Here is a 17,442-nt window from a genome sequence, read left to right as displayed (position 1 = left end):
GAATCAAGGGACGAGGCGTTAGATTGTTCGCTCCAGCAGGCCTCGACGCGGTCCCAGTCCGTGACATCACGACGCAGGCTAGCGTTTCACCGAGCCTCGCCATCGGGCACTACGGCTCGAAGGACGGAGTGCACGCCGCAGTCGACGGTGAGGACGACTGCGGAGCGGTTTAGTCTAGATCATGAACCAGAACGCTATGGTTAGGTCGACCTTGTCAGGAACCGGGCCGACGAGCTCGTTGCGAATGATGTCGGCGAAGTCGCCACGATGCTGAATCGCTCCCGCCCCAGCGTGGGCAAAAGCGACGTTCTGCAACCACCTGCCCAACGATCGAAGATTCGGGCAAGTCGGAATCGGACAGCCGCAAATTCGACCGAGCACAGCCAAGCTGCCGGGCACGCTACTGACGGGCCTTCTCGATCATCTCCGTCATCTTGCGGTCGCGCTCGGTCTCTGGAGGCATTGCTTCGAGAAGCGCTCGAGCTTCTGCCGGTACTCCGGGTTCATCTCATCGGCTCCGACCGCAGCCGGGTCGAGCTTCCGCGTAGTCTCGGCGATGGGGGTGTCCACGAAGCCTGCGCTGGAAGACTGGCCGCTGACGGCGATCCTCGACCTGTTCGTCCACCGTGCCGCCACCGCGCTGAATGACGGTTTCGCCCGCGACCTCGTCCGTCAGCTCGCCGGAGCCCTCATCCACAAGATGCTGCTTTGGGGCGACCGGTCGACAAGCACCAACCCGAAAGCCTACGTCGAAGCGGTACTCGAGGGCATCGGATTCCCCTGCCGATCCGGCCAACAGAAGTAATCGCGGCCGCAGCTCTCCATGAGCGGGCACGCCGAACACATCCCGTTCATCGTGTTCGGGTCGTCGGCGATTTAGCAGGGCCCGTGGCCTGCCCGCGATGTCCGCGGCGAGGAACGCTGCGAACCCGACCAATGGCACCACCAGCGCCACGATGATGAGTCGCCGGAAGTGCCCGCGTCCAGCGGCCACGGCGAGCAGGCCCATGGCCAGCCACTGCGTGACGGCCTGGCCCAGTGCGGCGAAGTCATGCACGCCAGGATGCGTGTCCCACGGTGCCAAACCGACGATCGACACCGACAGTCCGGTCAGTGCGATCACGCTCGTCCCGGTACGACCCGAGCGGCTGTCCCACCAGCCGTGCAGCAACAGCGCACCGATCACGATCAACACACCGGAGACGACCATACCGGCGTTGAACAACTGGTGCCAGGGAGAGCACACCTCGCGCACCTGCTGGCCCTGCTCGGAGAACCCTCCACAGACGGTGACTCCGAGATCGCTGATGGCGTTGTCCCTCACCGAGTACCCCTGGGGCCACCGCAGCGCGACCAGCAGCTGCACCGGAAGCAGCACGGCGCTGGCCAACTAGGCCACGGCTCCGGCGCGGTATCGGTTCACGACATCCTCCTTCAATTACCATACGTGCGTATGGGAAGCATGCCGAGTGCTTCAAACGACCACAACCCCGCCCGCGTGGCCCGAGGAGCACAGCCGGTGATGGACGCTGTCGTGCGCGTGCTGGTCCGCGGCGGACGGAACGGGAAGGGCCGGAATGCTCTCGGCCGTAGATGCGGAGACACAGGTAGAGTCGCCGCCGTTCATGGCGTCTGCACACCCGCCGGAACCGTGCACCGCGCGCTGCGCCCCGGACGCGCTCGACATGGAGGCGGTAGTCGTCGTTCCGGCCGACTGCGAGGATGCATGAGCCGACGACGCCATGGAAGTCGTCGACGCTGCCGACCCGCCGATAAGCGCGTGCATGCCGAGGAGACCCATGATCAGCAGTGCAGTGAGTACGACGAGCTGCAGCCAGTGCTGGCCGCGACAGGGTTCAGGAGTCGCGCTCTTCACAGCCACAGCATACCCCGGTGGCGTATCACCTCGAAACGTTGGGTCCATTCAAGAGCGAGCCCGACTCACCTTGCAGAAATACCCTATATGGGTATATGGTTCACAAGCTGATACCCACCGGGGTACCCAAGTAGAGAGGATTATCCGATGACTGCCAACGAGTACCAAGTAACGGGCATGACTTGCGGGCATTGCGAGGCGTCAGTCCGCGAGGAGGTCGGCGAGATCGCCGGTGTCACCGGCATCGAGGTCAGCGCCGAGACGGGAAGGCTCGTGGTCACCGCCTCCGGCGAGATCGACGACGCGAAGGTCCTGGCCGCCGTCGAGGAGGCCGGCTACTCGGCCGTGCGCACCTGATGAAGGCCCCGGCCAGACTCGCGGCCCACGGCACTGCATGGCCGCGGCAGAGCAGAGAGAAGGAAGTGACATGAGCACACCAGCGCCACTGAGTGCGGGCAGCGACATCGAGCTGGAGGTCGGTGGGATGACCTGCGCCTCCTGCGCGAACAGGATCGAGCGCAAGCTCAACAAGCTCGACGGCGTCACCGCGAGCGTCAACTACGCCACCGAAAAGGCCAAGGTCACCGTGCCCGCCGGCTATGACCCGGCCCTTCTGGTCGCGGAGGTCGAAAAGACCGGCTACACCGCCGCCCTACCCCGGCCCGAAGCTGCGACGACGGACTCCGAAGGCAACGATCAGGACCCAGCCGATGACCCCGAACTGACCTCGCTGAAGCAGAGGCTGATCGGGTCGATCGTGCTCACCGTCCCGGTAATCGCGATGGCCATGATTCCGGTCCTGCAGTTCACCTACTGGCAGTGGGCCTCGCTGGCTCTGGCCGCGCCGGTAGTCGTCTGGGCGGGCTGGCCGTTCCACAAGGCCGCATGGACCAACCTCAAGCACGGCACGGCCACGATGGACACGCTCGTCTCGATGGGCACGAGCGCGGCGTTCCTGTGGTCGCTATATGCATTGTTCTTCGGCCATGCCGGCATGCCGGGGATGAAGCATCCCTTCGAGTTCACCATCGCGCCGTCTGACGGCGCGGGCAACATCTACCTCGAGGCCGCCGCGGGTGTGACGATGTTCATCCTCGCCGGTCGCTACTTCGAGAAGCGCTCCAAGCGCCAGGCCGGTGCCGCGCTGCGCGCTCTGCTCGACCTCGGGGCGAAAGAGGTCTCCGTCCTGCGGGACGGCGTCGAGACCAAGATCCCGACCTCCGAGCTGGCCGTGGGCGACGAGTTCGTCGTCCGCCCGGGCGAGAAGATCGCCACCGACGGCGCGGTCGTCTCCGGCACCTCGGCCGTGGATGCCTCCATGCTCACCGGCGAGTCCGTTCCCGTCGAGGTCGTCGCCGGCGACGCGGTGACTGGGGCCACGGTCAACGCCAGCGGGCGTCTTGTCGTGCGGGCGACCCGGGTCGGGTCGGACACCCAGCTGGCGCAGATGGCGAAGCTGGTCGAGGATGCCCAGTCCGGCAAGGCCGCCGTCCAGCGCCTGGCCGACCGCATCTCCGGCATCTTCGTGCCGATCGTCATCGCCATCGCCCTCGTCACGCTCGGCGCATGGCTGATCTTCGGACCCGGCGTCTCCGCCGCCTTCACCGCAGCGGTTGCGGTCCTCGTCATCGCCTGCCCCTGCGCCCTCGGCCTGGCCACCCCGACAGCGCTACTGGTCGGGACCGGTCGCGGCGCGCAGATGGGCGTCCTCATCAAGGGCCCCGAAGTCCTCGAATCCACACGCAAGGTCGACACCGTCGTCCTCGACAAGACCGGCACCGTCACCACCGGCAAGATGACCTTGGTCGACGCAATCACCGAGCCGGGCATTGACCGCACCGAGCTGCTTCGCCTGGCTGGCGCTTTGGAGGACGCCTCCGAACACCCGATCGCCCAGGCCATCGCGAAGGCCGCGGCCGTGGAGGGCGGGCAGCTGCCGACACCGGAGGATTTCGCCAACATCGAAGGCAAGGGCGTCCAGGGCGTCGTCGACGGTCGCGTGGTGCTCGTCGGCCGAGAGTCCCTGCTGGCCGATTGGTCCCAGCAGCTCTCCTCCGATGTCGCAGCCGCCAAGGCCGAGGCCGAGGACGAGGGCAAGACCGTCGTCGCCGTCGGCTGGGACGGACGGGCCCGCGGGATCCTCGTCGTCGCCGACGCCGTCAAGCCCACCAGCGCCGAGGCGATCCAAGGACTGAAGGACCTGGGACTCACTCCGGTCCTGCTCACCGGCGACAACGAGGCCGTGGCCCGCCGGATCGCCGCCGAGGTCGGCATCGAGAAGGTCATCGCCGAGGTCCTGCCCAAGGACAAGGTCGACGTCGTCACCGGCCTCCAGAACGAGGGCAAGGTCGTCGCGATGGTCGGCGACGGCGTCAACGACGCCCCGGCGCTGGCGCAGGCCGATCTCGGCCTGGCGATGGGCACCGGCACCGACGTGGCCATCGAGGCCTCCGACATCACCCTCGTGCGCGGGGACCTGCGAGCCGCGGTCGACGCGATCCGCCTGTCCCGCAAGACCCTCGGCACGATCAAGACGAACCTGTTCTGGGCCTTCGCCTACAACGTCGCGGCGATCCCGATCGCGGCGCTGGGCATGCTCAACCCCATGCTCGCAGGCGCGGCGATGGCGTTCTCCAGCGTGTTCGTCGTCGGCAACAGCCTCCGCCTGCGCGGGTTCCGCAGCGTCGCCAAGCAGTGACACCGCAGAACCAACCATCATCCGAACACACGAAAGGTATGCACCGAGAATGAGCAACGAAGACCAGGCACCCACCAGCTGCTGCAGTACGTCCCCCGCAGTCGAGGCATCCGTCGCCGAGGAAGCTGTCAGCGCTGGTTCCAGCTGCTGCGGCACGGCCGGCACAGAGAACCCCGCCGCCGATTCCGGCCATCGCGAAAACCTTTTGGTCGAAGGCAGCGACGGCATGACCACTTGCCCCGTCATGGTCGGCAATCCGGTCAACAAACAGGACGCCGAAGAAAAGGGCCTCTTCCGTGACTACGACGGGCAGCGCTACTGGCTCTGCTGCCCCGGCTGCGGACCGACCTTCGACTCCAACCCCGCCAAGTACGCCGCCAACATGGCCTGATCCTTCGACGGCCCGGGCCTGCAGCATCACTGCTACTGCCCCGGGTCGACCGGATCGTAACTAAACGATTCCACGCCCGCCGATCGACATTTGACCTATACCCCATAGGGGTATATGGTTGATCGGGTCAGACTGATGAATTGGAGATTTCATGCGTAAGCGCCTTATCACCACCGTCGCCGCGGGAGTGCTCGGCGGAGCACTCGTGCTCACCGGCTGCAGTACTGGCGGAGACCAGGACCAGGCGACGCCATCGTCGACCAGTCAGCACGAGGGCCACGGAAGCGGTGGCAGCAGCGACGGCGGCGGGATGGAGCATCCGATGGACGGCGGCCCCGCCCCAGAGGGCATCGAGAAGGCTTCCTCGCCGAAGTACCCGGTCGGCACAAAGGTCACGCTCACCGCAGACCACATGGAGAGCATGCACGGGGCGAAGGCCACCATCGTCGGGGCCTACGACACCTACACCTACGCGGTGGACTTCACGCCCACCACCGGCGGGGATCCGATCAAGGACCACAAGTGGGTCGTGCAGCAGGAGATCATGGACGCCGGCGCCCAGCGCCTGCCTGACGGCACTGAGGTCGCCCTGGAGGCCGAGCACATGGAGGGCATGCAGGGCGCGAAGGCCACCATCGCCTCCTCCACCGACGAGACCGTCTACATGGTCGACTACGAGTCCGACGGTATGACCATGACGAACCACAAGTGGGTCGTCGAGAGCGAGATCAAGCCGGCCTCCTGAGCCGGCCGCTGGGGGCCCTGAAGGGTCCGCGGCGAGACACGACCCGATCGAAGGAAAAACCGGGGAAGAACGAAGGGAAGCGAAGAGCAGTGACGGACCCGACCACGCATCACCATCACCATGACCACGACGGCGTCGCGACCACCGAGTCCGGCCATGTTGACGACTCGCATGCCGAGCACGAAGGCCACGCCGTGAAACACGGTGCCCACGCCGGGCACGGCGATCACGGCAGTGGTCATAGTGGTCATGCGGGCCATGGCGACCACGTCAGCCAGTTCCGTCGACTGTTCTGGATCAACCTCGTCATCGCCATCCCGGTGGTCGCGTTCTCCCCCATGTTCGCCATGCTCCTGGGCTACTCGGTGCCCAGCTGGGCGGGCTGGGTCGCCGCGGTGCTCGGCACCGTCATGTACGCCTGGGGCGGCACACCGTTCCTCACCGGTGCCGTCAACGAGCTGAAGAGCCGCAAGCCCGGCATGATGCTGCTGATCGCGCTCGGGATCACCGTGGCGTTCCTCGCCTCCTGGGCCGCCACCGTGGGGCTCGTCCACCACGAGCTCGAGTTCTGGTGGGAGCTGGCGCTGCTGATCGTGATCATGCTGCTCGGCCACTGGATCGAGATGCGGTCCCTGGCCCAGACAACCTCGGCGCTGGACTCCCTTGCCGCGTTGCTGCCCGACGAAGCGGAGCGCGTCGAGGGCGACGAAACCGTCAAGGTCGACCCGGCCGAGCTGCGCGTCGGCGACGTCGTCATCGTCCGCCCCGGAGGCAGCGTCCCCGCCGACGGCACCGTCATCGACGGCCGCGCTGACATGGACGAGTCGATGATCACCGGCGAGTCGCGCCCCGTCGCCCGCGGCGAGGGCGATGCGGTCACCGCCGGCACTGTGGCCACTGACTCCGGTTTGCGGGTGGAGATCACCGCCACCGGCGACGACACGGCACTGGCCGGCATCAACAGGCTCGTCGCCGAGGCCCAGGGGTCTTCGTCCCGCGCCCAGCGCATCGCCGACAAGGCGGCTGCCTTGCTGTTCTGGTTCGCCCTCGGGGCCGCTCTGATCACTGCCGTCGCCTGGACCCTCTTCGGGCTGCCCAACGATGCCGTCATCCGCACCATCACCGTGCTCGTCATCGCCTGCCCGCACGCGCTCGGTCTGGCGATCCCGCTGGTCGTGTCCATCGCCACCGAGCGCGCCGCCCGCGGCGGCGTCCTGGTCAAGGACCGCCTCGCACTGGAGTCCATGCGCCAGGTCGACGCAGTGCTCTTCGACAAGACCGGCACCCTGACCAAGGGCGAGCCCACCGTCACCGGCGTCGAGCCGATCGCAGGCCTGTGCGCCGACCAGGTACTCGCCCTAGCCGCTGCCGCCGAGGCCGACAGCGAGCACCCGCTCGCCCAGGCCATCGTCGCTGCCGCCAAAGACAAGAGCCTGACCGTCGAACCAGCCAGTGGATTCTCGTCCTCGCCGGCAGTGGGGGTCACCGCGACCGTGGCCGGCCAGGAGATCCGCGTCGGAGGCCCCCGACTGCTCGAGGAGACCGGGCAGCACGAGATCGACGCCGCCGAGGAGTGGCGAGCCGCGGGCGCGATCATCCTGCACGTCCTACGCGACAACACTGTGATCGGCGGGCTCAAGCTTGCCGACGAGGTCCGCCCCGAGTCCCGCGACGCCGTCGACGCGCTGCACCGGCTCGGCGTCGAGGTCGTCATGATCACCGGCGACGCCCAGGCCGTCGCCGACGAGGTCGGCCGGCAGCTCGGCATCGACCGCGTCTTCGCCGGCGTCCGCCCCGAGGACAAGTCCGCCAAGGTCGCCCAGCTCCAGCACGAGGGAAAGAAGGTCGCCATGGTTGGTGACGGCGTCAATGACGCTCCGGCGCTGGCGCAGTCCGACATCGGCATCGCCATCGGCGCGGGCACCGACGTCGCCATCGCCTCAGCAGGGGTCATCCTCGCCAGTTCCGACCCGCGCAGCGTGCTCTCGGTTATCCAACTCTCCCGTGCCGCATACCGTAAAATGAAGCAGAACCTGTGGTGGGCTGCCGGGTACAACCTGCTCTCTGTGCCGCTCGCGGCCGGTGTGCTCGCACCCGTCGGCTTTGTCATGCCGATGTCGGTTGGCGCGATCCTGATGTCAATCTCCACCGTCGTCGTCGCCCTCAACGCCCAGTTGCTGCGTCGCATCGACCTCACCCCAGATGAAAGCACTCGTTCCGTCCTGGAACGTCAGAAATGAAGGACACATTCATGACCACCGACAAGGCCACCAATGACACCGGCGGCGACACCGAGACCCACCAGCACGGCTACATCAGCGACAAGGCCCGCTACCGCAGCCGCATGAAGCGCATCGAAGGCCAGGCGCGCGGCATCGCGAAGATGATCGATGACGAGAAGTACTGCATCGACATCCTCACTCAGGTCTCCGCGCTCACCCGGGCACTGCAGGGGGTCGCGACTGGCCTGCTCGATGACCACCTCAAGCACTGCGTGCTCGACGCCGCCAAGCAAGGCGATGAGGACGCGGCCATCGCCAAGATCCAGGAAGCCTCCGATGCCATCAACCGACTCGTGCGCTCCTGACACCATCTGATTTCGGTTGACACCAGACGCCTCCCAGGCTGTTGCACCCCAGACCAAGACTATGCTTTCGACGTCTCCGGGCTGGCGTGGGTTGCCCCTCGTCTGGCCCTAGGCCCCCGACGAAATCGGGCCGCCTGAGGTCGAATCGGTCGATATGAACATTTTCACCTGAGAAAAGAGTTGGCCATGCCCCTTGCCATTGTTACTCCGATCCACCCCTCCAGGAGCCGCCTGAGACTCTGCGCGACCATAACAGCGCTGGCGACCAGCGCCGTCCTCCTGCTCAGCGGCTGTGCTGATGCGGAACCGTCCGTCGACGCAGGGTCCGATCACTCATTGGTGGCCGAGCACGATCTGGACGGCCTGAATGCACGGGACGTCATCAAGCGCCTCGACACAGCGAAGGTGTCAGATCGCTCGTCTGAACTCATTGCTTCGATTGAACCCGAACAGTTGGTCCTGACCGACGGTCAGAACAAGCAGACCACTCTGCCGATGCCAAAGGACGAATTTTACGTCTCTATCGCTCCCTATCGCGGGCAGACTCACGAATGCTACTTCCACAGCCTCACAACTTGTCGCGGCGAGCTCGCCAATACTGACGTCGACGTTACCGTGGTCGAGGCGACGTCTGGGAGGACCATCCTCGATGAAACGCTGAGGACTTACGACAACGGATTCGTGGGGATCTGGCTGCCACGCGGAATTGACGCGTCGCTCACAGTCTCAGCCGAAGGCCGCACCGCAAAGCAGGATATATCGACCCGCGCAGATGACCCCACTTGCTTGACCGGATTTCAATTGACTTGATGCTCGGACTCCAAGCTCACCACCAGAGTGCCGGCTTCAGTACAGTCGGTCGGCAGCAGTGCATCAGGGCAAAGGCCCTAGTGGCGCAGGTCACACTCGCCACCACGATATTCGCGCCGGTGAAAACGGACTGACTCGACCACCTCTGGACAGTGACGCTACCTCTTGTGGCGCAACCTCGTCGCATAGAGCGCGAGTGCCGAGGCCGCCGCGACGTTTAACGAGTCAACTCCGCCCATCATCGGGATCGTGACTCTTCTGTCGAGCCGCTGCTCAGTCGCTTGAGTCAGCCCAGGACCCTCGGAGCCGAAGACGAGAGCGAGCTTCTCATAATCTTCAGCGACCAGCTCGTCCAAAGTGATCGCGCCCTCGCCTAGAGTCATGCCCGCAACGACGAACCCTGCATCCTGGAGGGTGTCGATGCTCTCTGGCCAAGGATCGATTCTTGTCCACAGCACTTGGAAGACCGTACCCATCGACACTCGGATCGCTCGCCGGTACAAGGGGTCGGCGCAACGGGGCGTCACCAGGACGGCATCTGCACCAAGGGCGGCTACGGACCGGAAGATTGCGCCCACATTGGTGTGGTCCACTAGATCCTCGATGATAACAACGACCGAGGTGTCCCTCACCACCTCGGCGACGTTGGGAAGGTGCGGTCGCTGGGTACTTGCCAGGGCACCTCGGTGGAGGCGAAAGCCTGCAACTTTTTCTAGATCAGCTTCGCTTCCCACGTAGATGGGGACGTCGTGGTGGGCGATCACTGGGGCGAGCGGTTCGAGCCAGTGGGCGTTGAGGAAGAACGAGCGGAACTTCATGCCGGCGTCGTGGGCGCGTTGAATGATCTTGGAAGATTCGGAGATGAACAGCCCGTTTTCTGGTTCGAGCTTCTTGCGCAGTTCCACGTCGGTCAGGTGCGTGTAGTCCTCAGGCGGGGGCACATGTGCTAGGTGTTGCACGCGGGCGGGGTCGATGCCGTGCTCTGTGCACAGCGCTTCAATGTCTGCGGGGCTCAGGTCCGCTTTCTTGGGTGTGTTCATGCGTGGATTCCCAAGATGCGCACAAACGCCACGATGCCCAGAATGACAATCACCGCACGCAGCACGGTGGGGTTGAGTTTGCGACCTATGCGGGCGCCCACGTAACCACCTATAAGCGAACCGGCCGCAATGAGCACCACGGCCATCCACGAAATCTTGTTGAATCCAATAATCGTGTAGGCGGTTGCTGACACGATGTTCACAAAAAGCACCAGAACGTTTTTGTACCCGTTGATCTTTTGAAGTGGCTCATCGAGGACAATCCCTAGAAGACCGATGAGAATGATGCCCTGGGCTGCCGCGAAGTATCCGCCGTAGATGGCGGTGAAGAACAGGACGCAGTACACGGCGACTGTGCTGTTTGTCAGGGCCGTGGCGTCGCGGGCGTTCAGATACTTCTGCAGGCGTGGCTGCACCACCACCATGACGAGAGCGATCACGATGAGCACCGGAACAATCAGTTCAAAGGACTTAGCTGGCAGAACCACCAGTAGCGTTGCGCCAACGAGCGAACCTGCCATCGAAGCGGGTATCCAGCGTTTAAGCCGGTCGCCGGAGCCGCGGAGATCTTCACGGTATCCGAAAGACGATGCGATGTTTCCTGGGATGAGCCCAAGCGCGTTACTCATGGTCGCCGCTTGAGGTGGCACGCCAAAGGCCACAAGCGCGGGAAAGGTAATCAGAGTTCCAGAGCCCACCACCGCATTGATGGTGCCAGCGGCCAGCCCCGCTAAGAAGATCAGCGCGCTGGTGAGAAGATCAAATGTCACTGTGCTTGAGCGTGGAAGCGTCCACCTACTGTGGTGAGTTTGATGTCAGAGCCGAATGTTTCAGACAGGTTTTCTGATGTCAGGGTCTCCTCCAAAGGACCAGCTGCTGTCACTTTTCCTTCACGTAGCAGTAGAGCATGAGTGGTGCCTTTTGGAATCTCTTCTACGTGGTGAGTGACCATGAGGGTGGTGGGGGCGTATTTCCCACCGAGGATTTCAGAAAGAGCCTGAAGCAGATCTTCACGTCCGCCCAAGTCGAGTCCTGATGCTGGTTCGTCAAGGAGCAGAATTTCCGGGTCGGTCATGAGTGACCGGGCAATCTGTACTCGTTTGCGTTCACCTTCTGACAGGGAACCAAATGTGCGGTCCTTAAAGTCGCCGATGCCAAAGGCGTTGAGAAGGTCGTGGGCCCGTTCTTCGTCGATCTGGTCGTACTCTTCTGTCCAGCGACCAACGACACCATAGGCGGCTGTCATCACGGTGTCGAAGGCGCTTTCGCTACGTGGTAGGCGGTCAGCAAGCGCCGACGAGGCGTAACCGATGCGCGGGCGGAGCTCAAATACGTCGACTCGGCCAAGCTGTTCGCCCAGTATTTTGACGGTTCCGCTGGTTGGGTGCATGCGCCCGGCGGCGATTTCCAACAGGGTGGTTTTGCCTGCACCGTTTGGGCCCAAAATCACCCAGTGCTGCCCTTCAGATACTGAGAGGCTCAGTCCGTCCAGCAGGTGGTGGGCACCACGGCGAACAACAACATCTTCTAAGCTCAGCACTTCGCTCATATGTTAAACACTACCCCACGGGTAATCTGTGCGTGTGCACAATCAGCGAGTTTTCCACACTGTTCATGTCTCCACCGCCCTTAACGCGTGTGTTGAGCGGATCTTACCGCCCGATTCGGTTGTCACAATCTTTCAGGACGCCGGGTATGAGGTTCCGTTTATTAACGATGATGCGGTGCTTGGCGAGTCACGTACTGGACTGTTGCTGTGGGCTGCTGCAGCTAGGGAGTTTGGTTTTGATCGGTTTCGTACGGTCTTGGTTCACCCGGCGCTTGCGTTGACGGTTCCGCAGGTGTCCAGGGAGTACAGTCGCGTGGTCGCGCAGGCGCCCGCTGTGATTGTCGCCGAGGTGGCTGGTGAGTCCCGTGCCGTGCTGGTGGTTCACGCGGAGGGCAATGTTGATGTGTTTCCGTGTGCGCACGTTCCGTTTGCTCCTTTAGGGATGCGTTCTGTACCCGAGGCGGTGCGTCATTTACGCGATCTGGTGATGCATGGTTTGTCTCTTGTTGAGAGTGGGATTGCTGATGAGTTCCGGAATCTTCCGTGGAGAGACTGGCAAGAGGAGTTTGCTGGTGAGCACCGGCGGGCAGGGTCGTTTTTCGTGGATTCCACGGTTGAAGCTGCATGTTTTTCCGCTGTTGATATTCACTGTGCATTGCGCCCGATCCTGGCACCGCTTGCTGTTGAGCCGCAGGAGTTGGGGTCGCTTTTGGCGCAGCTCCATGGGGCGGCTCACGATGTGGTGACCACGACCACGCGGGAAAGTGCCGCACCGATACGATGAAGCTATGCAACGGGTATGTATTTTCGACTCTGGCCAGGTGCGTCACGACGTTTTTGACACCGATGACCTTCCATCGGTTCTGGCCGATTTGCGCTCCGAGAATGACGATGTTCAGGTCTTGCCTCCGGAGGTGAGTCTCGCACCTCCTGAGCTCGTGGTCATGGATGTGGACTCCACGTTGATCAATGAGGAAGTGATCGATCTTCTGGCAGCTCACGCAGGTGTTGAGGACCAGGTTGCAGCGATTACGGAGCGGGCCATGGCTGGCGAGTTGGACTTCGAAGAGTCCTTGCGCGAACGTGTGGCTTTACTCAGGGGGATCCCGGTAAGTGCCCTGGCCGAGGTCGCTGACCAGGTGACGCTCACCCCTGGAGTACCCGAGTGGGTGGAGGCCTTGCACGAGGTGGATTGCCACGTGGCTGTTGTGTCCGGTGGCTTCATTGAGATTGTTCAGCCGCTTGCGGACAGCGTTGGTATCGATGACGCGTTTGCGAACCAATTGGAATCCGCGGGCGGGGTTCTCACTGGGAAGGTGACTGGACCGGTAGTTGACCGAGCGTTTAAGTCCCAGACGCTTGCGGAGTTGGCGGGGCGTGTGGGGGCTACGCGTACTCTGGCGATTGGCGATGGTGCTAACGACCTCGACATGGTTGAACTGGCAAGTTGCGGGATCGCTTTTTGTGCAAAACCGGCTTTGGCTGAGAAGGCCGACTTGGTTATTCGTCACCGGAACATGCGCCAACTGGTCGAGATTTTCTGCACGCCTTATATCCGCTGAGGACCTGCTTAGGGTCTGTTAGAGGCCTGGGTGAGGTGTGCGTGAGTTCCGTGGCCTTTTAGTTTCCGAAGTAGCGCACAGTTGGTTCCGGGAATGAGTCGACGTCCCAACTGGGTAGCTGGAAAACTGCCACGGACGACGGTTTGAACTTCTTGAGGTTGACACCGCCCACGCGTTCGACTGTTTCCCACACGATTGGGTTGTGGCCAACGATGTATGCGCCAGGCACGTCTTCGGGGATCGCGTTGATGGTGTCTAACCAGGTTTGGACGGTGGCGTCGTATAGAGCAGGTTCGAATTGCAGTTCTACGGCGTTGAAATCTGGGCGTCCGCGGTAGGCGTCGTTGAGCGCGTCAACAACTGCTTGCCCAGTCTGGGTTGTGCGTTTTGCCGGCGACGACACAAGGTGGGTCAGCGGGAACTGTGACAGAAAGCGGCCGGCGAGGGCCGCCTCGGCCTCCCCTTCTTCAGTGAGATGACGGTCAAAGTCCGGCATAGGGTCATGGGTTGCGTGTGCGTGACGAGCTAAAACAAGAGTGGGCATACCTACCAGTGTAGATATGCCCACTCAAAAGTGCAGGTGCTTATGCGTTGATGCTTAAGCGCTGGTGCTTATGCGCCTGTGGAGTGCAGACCTCCGTCGACGTGCACCATTTCGCCGGTGGTCGCGGGGAACCAGTCGGAGAGAAGAGCGACGATTGCTTTTCCAGCTGGTTCGGTGTCGGTCTGGTCCCATCCGAGTGGTGCGCGGTCGCCCCAGACATCTTCGAAAGCCTCGAAGCCGGGGATGGACTTGGCTGCCGTGGTCTTGAGTGGACCGGCAGACACCAGGTTGACGCGGATCTTGTCTGGGCCCATGTACTTGGCCAGGTAGCGTGAAGTGGATTCCATGGCTGCCTTTGCAACACCCATCCAGTCGTATGCTGGCCATGCGACGGTCGCGTCGAATGTGAGGCCCACGATTCCGGCGCCGGGGTTGAGCACGCTCTTGGCTGCGACCGCGATCGATTTGAGCGAGTAGGCGGACACGTGGATTGCGGTGGACACCGATTCGAACGGGGTGTCGAGGAACACGCCGCCTAGAGCGTCCTTTGGTGCGAACGCGATTGCGTGCACGATTCCGTCGATGGTTCCGCCCAGGCGTTCAGGCAGTGCCGCCAGGTCCTCTTCACTGGTCGCGTCGAGTTCAATAACCGGGGCTGGTTTGGGCAGGCGTTCGGCGATGATCGTAGTGATCTTCATCTGACGGCCGAAGCTGGACAGAATAACTTCTGCGCCCTGCTCCTGGGCGAGACGTGCGGCAGCGAACGCGATTGATGATTCTGTGAGCACACCGGTAACGAGGATGCGCTTTCCTTCAAGAATTCCCATGTTGACCTTTCTGCTTTTTCTTTAGTGTCCCATTCCCAAACCGCCGTCAACGGGAATGACAGCACCGGAAATATAGCTTGCGTCATCGGAAGCAACCCAGCTGACAACTTTGGCTACTTCTTGAGGTTCAGCAAAACGCTTGGCGGGTACGGCTTGCAAGTATTCTTTTTGTTTGGCTTCAGGGAGTTCGTCGGTCATGTCGGTGCGGATGAAGCCGGGGGCTACCACGTTGGCAGTGATTCCGCGTGATCCCACTTCGCGGGTGATGGAGCGGGCCAGACCCACCAGGCCGGCCTTTGACGACGAGTAGTTTGCTTGCCCTGCAACGCCGTACAGCCCGGATACTGACGAGATCAGAATGATGCGTCCCCACTTGGCGCGGATCAGGTTGGTGATGCCCCGGCGGACTGTGCGGTACACACCAGTGAGGTTGGTGTTGATGACGTCTTCAAACTCTTCGTCGCTCATGCGCATGAGCAGGTTGTCGCGGGTGATTCCGGCGTTTGCGACGATGATTTCAACTGGTCCCAGTTCGTTTTCTACCGTGGTGTAGGCCGCGTCGAGTGAGGCGGAATCGGTGACGTCAGCGGCAACGGCTAGCGCGCCTTCTGGGGCGTCTCCGTTGCGTGAGGTGACAGCGACGCGGTCGCCTTGCGCGATGAATTGTTCGGCGATTGTGCGTCCGATCCCGCGGTTACCGCCGGTGACGAGTACTGTACGTGGCACTGAGGCTCCTGGACATAGATGAGATTGCGGACAGTTTCTTTCCTAACCTATCAACGATTGGTCTCCCCTCGGAGCTTTTCTACAGTTCCGGGAGTAGACTTGCGTATCGAGCTGAACGCAGGAGGTGTGAGTGAGCAAGGAACAGACTGTTCGTGTCACCGATGCTCAGCACTCCCACGAAGCCGAGTCGAACGGGCGTATGCGTCAGTACATGGTGCTTATGGCGATCCGTTTGACGTGCTTTTTCGTTGCGGCGCTTACGTCTGGGTGGGTGCGCTGGACTGCTGCTGCGGGGGCGATTGTTCTTCCGTGGATTGCGGTGACCATTGCCAACACGGTGCGACGTCATTTCTATACAGATACGGATGAAATTGCTGGTGCTCCGACACCGCAGGCTTTGGATGATGAGCCTGCCGAGGATGTGGAGGATGAAGAGCCTGACGTTGTTATTGGCGAGGTTGTGGGGGTTCTGGAGAGTCCGCGGGAGTCACAGCGTAGCCGGGACGAGGAGTCTGACGCGTGAGCGAACTTGTGTGTTCAGCTAAGGCGTGTCGGGCAGTTGCGGTGCACGCTTTGTTGTGGAATAACCCGTCGATTCATACGGCTGCGCGGAACAAGGTGTGGTTGGCGTGTGATGAGCACCGTGATTTTTTGAGTGAGTTTCTTTCGTTGCGTGGGTTCTTGCGGTCCGTGGTTTCGGTGGACGAAATTCCGGAGGGCGCGGGCTGATGTTGCGCAACTATTCGTTTGTGGCGTCGTCTGCATGGATTCGGTATATCGTGCTGGCGCTTGTTGCGGCGACCCTGTGTGCGTTTCTTGCGATGTGGCAGAACGACCGGCGGCAGCAGCGTGACGCGGAGATTGCCACTATTGAGTCCAACTACAACGCGCCTCCGGTGGATTTTGCCGAGGAGGTGGAGGGCACCTCGGCGGAGTTACGGCCTGAGGACGAGTGGACCAAGGTTGAGGTGCGGGGCCGGTATGAGCCGCAGCTGACGGTGTTGGCGCGTAATCGTACGGTTGATAATCAGCCTGGGTTTTATGTGATTGTGCCGTTTACCACGTCTTCGGGGGGCCAGGTTTTGGTGAACCGGGGGTGGGTGCCCACTCCGTCGACTGGGACAGCGAGTCCGGATCATGTGCCGCAGCCTCCTTCTGGTGAGACGACGGTGACGGGTTGGTTGCGTCCTACCGAGGATGGTAGTAGGGACAACAATCCGGATGGCATTATTCGTGCGATTGATACGGAGCGAGTGCCGGGGTTGAGTGATCCGTATGCGCACGTGTTTGTGCAGATGGGGGCCGAGGATCCGGCTGGCGATGAGGGGTTGTCTCCTTTGCCTGCGCCGTCACTGGATCCCGGATCGCATTTGTCGTATACGTTTCAGTGGATCACGTTTGGGGTCATGATCCTCATTGCGATTGTGTTCACGATCGTGCGTGAGAAGAAGACGCGTGAGTCGTCTCAGGATAAGCCGACGACGTATGTGGTTGTGGATAAGGATGCGCTGAAGCACGGGTCTGCGTCTGGGACTCGGTATGGGACGAGTTTGCACCGCACGCGTGACAGCGCGACCAGGCGCGCACGCCGTCCGGTGAGGGACGAAGAGGCCGAGGACGCCGAGCTGAACCAGCAGGGACTCCAGTAGGGGCTCTGGGGTCTGGGACCTGGACCAGCGCGGGTAGCGCGCGCCACCCTGTTTAGAACGGTTCTGGTTTGAGCGGTTCTGGTCAAAGCTCCCGATCAGACCAGCCACCATCGGGTTGACTTGCTAAAACGGCGGTGGTTCTTCGCTGGGCTCCCAGGGGCGGGTGTCGCCGTTGAACACTTCCGCTGCGATTGCGTACTCGTCTGCGATCTCCTGGGGATACTCGCCGGCCCACCCTGGACTTTGAGCAGCCCCGGGTTCAGGACGGTGGGCGGTTTCGTGTTCTGTTGCTAGGTACTGGTTGATGGTGTGGCTGATGTCTTGGTCGCCGGTGTCGAAGTACTCAAGCAGCCGTTCGTACTGGAGTTGGTTAATACGTGATTCTGGTGGGTAGACCAGCATGGCACCAATCCTTGGCAGCACCCACGCTAGGGAACC

At 62.4% G+C, this 17,442-nt stretch carries 21 protein-coding genes and 1 pseudogene; 13 read left to right on the top strand and 9 right to left on the bottom strand.

All coding sequences use genetic code 11. From position 1 onward, the window contains the following. The first annotated feature begins 23 nt into the window (after nucleotides 1–23). Nucleotides 24–173 carry a TetR family transcriptional regulator gene (locus QP868_RS09030; RefSeq protein WP_204516017.1) on the top strand — a complete coding sequence of 50 codons (150 nt, stop codon included), beginning with the start codon at nucleotides 24–26 and terminating at the stop codon, nucleotides 171–173. Between the two features lies 1 nt (nucleotide 174). On the opposite strand, the gene QP868_RS09025 is transcribed toward QP868_RS09030, so the two are convergent. Both QP868_RS09025 and QP868_RS09020 read right to left on the bottom strand, forming a co-directional pair. Then, complete coding sequence (locus tag QP868_RS09025; RefSeq protein WP_284926238.1) at nucleotides 175–327, bottom strand: DUF6463 family protein; 153 nt, start codon at nucleotides 325–327, stop codon at nucleotides 175–177. A gap of 181 nt (nucleotides 328–508) precedes the next feature. Beyond that, nucleotides 509–1,378, bottom strand: a complete 870-nt coding sequence (locus QP868_RS09020) for a DUF998 domain-containing protein (protein WP_284926268.1) — start codon at nucleotides 1,376–1,378, stop codon at nucleotides 509–511. A gap of 645 nt (nucleotides 1,379–2,023) precedes the next feature. On the opposite strand from QP868_RS09020, the gene QP868_RS09015 reads away from it, so the two are divergent. From QP868_RS09015 to QP868_RS08985, 7 genes are all read left to right on the top strand, one after another. Then, nucleotides 2,024–2,233, top strand: coding sequence for a heavy-metal-associated domain-containing protein (locus tag QP868_RS09015; RefSeq protein ID WP_284926237.1), 210 nt, complete (start codon nucleotides 2,024–2,026; stop codon nucleotides 2,231–2,233). 70 nt (nucleotides 2,234–2,303) lie between these two features. Further along, nucleotides 2,304–4,574 carry a heavy metal translocating P-type ATPase gene (locus QP868_RS09010; protein WP_284926236.1) on the top strand — a complete coding sequence of 757 codons (2,271 nt, stop codon included), beginning with the start codon at nucleotides 2,304–2,306 and terminating at the stop codon, nucleotides 4,572–4,574. Between the two features lie 49 nt (nucleotides 4,575–4,623). Then, on the top strand, nucleotides 4,624–4,965 hold the full coding sequence (locus tag QP868_RS09005; RefSeq protein WP_284926235.1) for a hypothetical protein: 342 nt from the start codon (nucleotides 4,624–4,626) through the stop codon (nucleotides 4,963–4,965). Nucleotides 4,966–5,116: 151 nt separating this feature from the next. Continuing rightward, nucleotides 5,117–5,710: a YdhK family protein gene (locus QP868_RS09000; RefSeq protein WP_284926234.1), complete on the top strand. Its 594-nt coding sequence runs from the start codon at nucleotides 5,117–5,119 to the stop codon at nucleotides 5,708–5,710. 89 nt (nucleotides 5,711–5,799) lie between these two features. Next, nucleotides 5,800–7,950: a heavy metal translocating P-type ATPase gene (locus QP868_RS08995; protein ID WP_473964643.1), complete on the top strand. Its 2,151-nt coding sequence runs from the start codon at nucleotides 5,800–5,802 to the stop codon at nucleotides 7,948–7,950. Between the two features lie 11 nt (nucleotides 7,951–7,961). Beyond that, nucleotides 7,962–8,297 carry a metal-sensitive transcriptional regulator gene (locus QP868_RS08990; protein WP_284926233.1) on the top strand — a complete coding sequence of 112 codons (336 nt, stop codon included), beginning with the start codon at nucleotides 7,962–7,964 and terminating at the stop codon, nucleotides 8,295–8,297. Between the two features lie 339 nt (nucleotides 8,298–8,636). Further along, nucleotides 8,637–9,107, top strand: coding sequence for a CueP family metal-binding protein (locus tag QP868_RS08985; protein ID WP_284926232.1), 471 nt, complete (start codon nucleotides 8,637–8,639; stop codon nucleotides 9,105–9,107). Between the two features lie 158 nt (nucleotides 9,108–9,265). Here the strand turns inward: QP868_RS08985 and QP868_RS08980 are convergent, their stop codons facing one another. From QP868_RS08980 to QP868_RS08970, 3 genes are read right to left on the bottom strand one after another with little or no spacing between them, the layout of a single operon-like run. Then, a complete protein-coding gene (locus QP868_RS08980; protein ID WP_284926231.1) occupies nucleotides 9,266–10,147 on the bottom strand; it encodes a TrmH family RNA methyltransferase in 882 nt (293 codons plus the stop codon). Further along, nucleotides 10,144–10,917, bottom strand: coding sequence for a sulfite exporter TauE/SafE family protein (locus QP868_RS08975; protein ID WP_284926230.1), 774 nt, complete (start codon nucleotides 10,915–10,917; stop codon nucleotides 10,144–10,146). Before QP868_RS08975 ends, QP868_RS08980 begins: the two co-directional genes overlap by 4 nt. Beyond that, entirely contained in the window at nucleotides 10,914–11,696 is a 783-nt protein-coding gene (locus tag QP868_RS08970) for an ABC transporter ATP-binding protein (protein ID WP_284926229.1), read from the bottom strand. The genes QP868_RS08975 and QP868_RS08970 overlap by 4 nt, the downstream gene beginning before the upstream one ends. A 34-nt stretch (nucleotides 11,697–11,730) precedes the next feature. On the opposite strand from QP868_RS08970, the gene QP868_RS08965 reads away from it, so the two are divergent. Together QP868_RS08965 and serB are read left to right on the top strand one after the other, a co-directional pair. Further along, nucleotides 11,731–12,480, top strand: coding sequence for a hypothetical protein (locus QP868_RS08965; RefSeq protein ID WP_284926228.1), 750 nt, complete (start codon nucleotides 11,731–11,733; stop codon nucleotides 12,478–12,480). Nucleotides 12,481–12,484: 4 nt separating this feature from the next. Further along, nucleotides 12,485–13,258, top strand: a complete 774-nt coding sequence (gene serB, locus QP868_RS08960) for a phosphoserine phosphatase SerB (RefSeq protein ID WP_284926227.1) — start codon at nucleotides 12,485–12,487, stop codon at nucleotides 13,256–13,258. Nucleotides 13,259–13,316: 58 nt separating this feature from the next. Here the strand turns inward: serB and QP868_RS08955 are convergent, their stop codons facing one another. The 3 genes from QP868_RS08955 to fabG form a co-directional block, all read right to left on the bottom strand. Next, a complete protein-coding gene (locus QP868_RS08955) occupies nucleotides 13,317–13,802 on the bottom strand; it encodes a SixA phosphatase family protein (protein ID WP_284926226.1) in 486 nt (161 codons plus the stop codon). Nucleotides 13,803–13,870: 68 nt separating this feature from the next. Next, nucleotides 13,871–14,629 carry an enoyl-ACP reductase FabI gene (gene fabI / locus QP868_RS08950; protein ID WP_284926225.1) on the bottom strand — a complete coding sequence of 253 codons (759 nt, stop codon included), beginning with the start codon at nucleotides 14,627–14,629 and terminating at the stop codon, nucleotides 13,871–13,873. Between the two features lie 21 nt (nucleotides 14,630–14,650). Next, nucleotides 14,651–15,355 (bottom strand): 3-oxoacyl-ACP reductase FabG, encoded by a 705-nt coding sequence (gene fabG, locus QP868_RS08945; protein WP_005882291.1) that lies wholly within the window; start codon nucleotides 15,353–15,355, stop codon nucleotides 14,651–14,653. A gap of 130 nt (nucleotides 15,356–15,485) precedes the next feature. On the opposite strand from fabG, the gene QP868_RS08940 reads away from it, so the two are divergent. The 3 genes from QP868_RS08940 to QP868_RS08930 are packed head-to-tail and all read left to right on the top strand — an operon-like array spanning nucleotide 15,486 to nucleotide 17,004. Beyond that, nucleotides 15,486–15,878 (top strand): DUF3099 domain-containing protein, encoded by a 393-nt coding sequence (locus QP868_RS08940; protein ID WP_284926224.1) that lies wholly within the window; start codon nucleotides 15,486–15,488, stop codon nucleotides 15,876–15,878. Further along, a complete protein-coding gene (locus tag QP868_RS08935) occupies nucleotides 15,875–16,084 on the top strand; it encodes a hypothetical protein (RefSeq protein WP_284926223.1) in 210 nt (69 codons plus the stop codon). The genes QP868_RS08940 and QP868_RS08935 overlap by 4 nt, the downstream gene beginning before the upstream one ends. Next, complete coding sequence (locus QP868_RS08930; RefSeq protein ID WP_284926222.1) at nucleotides 16,084–17,004, top strand: SURF1 family cytochrome oxidase biogenesis protein; 921 nt, start codon at nucleotides 16,084–16,086, stop codon at nucleotides 17,002–17,004. The genes QP868_RS08935 and QP868_RS08930 overlap by 1 nt, the downstream gene beginning before the upstream one ends. A 123-nt stretch (nucleotides 17,005–17,127) precedes the next feature. Here QP868_RS08930 and QP868_RS08925 read toward each other — a convergent pair. Next, nucleotides 17,128–17,442: pseudogene (locus QP868_RS08925) on the bottom strand (HNH endonuclease signature motif containing protein); the annotation flags it as partial.

Source organism: Brevibacterium sp. UMB1308A (assembly GCF_030230605.1).
Classification (GTDB): Bacteria; Actinomycetota; Actinomycetes; order Actinomycetales; family Brevibacteriaceae; genus Brevibacterium.
This window is presented reverse-complemented; position numbering and strand designations above follow the sequence as displayed.

Coding starts and splice junctions, on each gene's coding strand:
- QP868_RS09015 (WP_284926237.1), top strand. CDS start 2,024: ATGACTGCCAACGAGTACCAAGTAACGGGCATGACTTGCGGGCATTGC.
- QP868_RS09010 (WP_284926236.1), top strand. CDS start 2,304: ATGAGCACACCAGCGCCACTGAGTGCGGGCAGCGACATCGAGCTGGAG.
- QP868_RS09005 (WP_284926235.1), top strand. CDS start 4,624: ATGAGCAACGAAGACCAGGCACCCACCAGCTGCTGCAGTACGTCCCCC.
- QP868_RS09000 (WP_284926234.1), top strand. CDS start 5,117: ATGCGTAAGCGCCTTATCACCACCGTCGCCGCGGGAGTGCTCGGCGGA.
- QP868_RS08990 (WP_284926233.1), top strand. CDS start 7,962: ATGACCACCGACAAGGCCACCAATGACACCGGCGGCGACACCGAGACC.
- QP868_RS08980 (WP_284926231.1), bottom strand. CDS start 10,147: ATGAACACACCCAAGAAAGCGGACCTGAGCCCCGCAGACATTGAAGCG.
- QP868_RS08970 (WP_284926229.1), bottom strand. CDS start 11,696: ATGAGCGAAGTGCTGAGCTTAGAAGATGTTGTTGTTCGCCGTGGTGCC.
- serB (WP_284926227.1), top strand. CDS start 12,485: ATGCAACGGGTATGTATTTTCGACTCTGGCCAGGTGCGTCACGACGTT.
- QP868_RS08955 (WP_284926226.1), bottom strand. CDS start 13,802: ATGCCCACTCTTGTTTTAGCTCGTCACGCACACGCAACCCATGACCCT.
- fabI (WP_284926225.1), bottom strand. CDS start 14,629: ATGGGAATTCTTGAAGGAAAGCGCATCCTCGTTACCGGTGTGCTCACA.
- QP868_RS08930 (WP_284926222.1), top strand. CDS start 16,084: ATGTTGCGCAACTATTCGTTTGTGGCGTCGTCTGCATGGATTCGGTAT.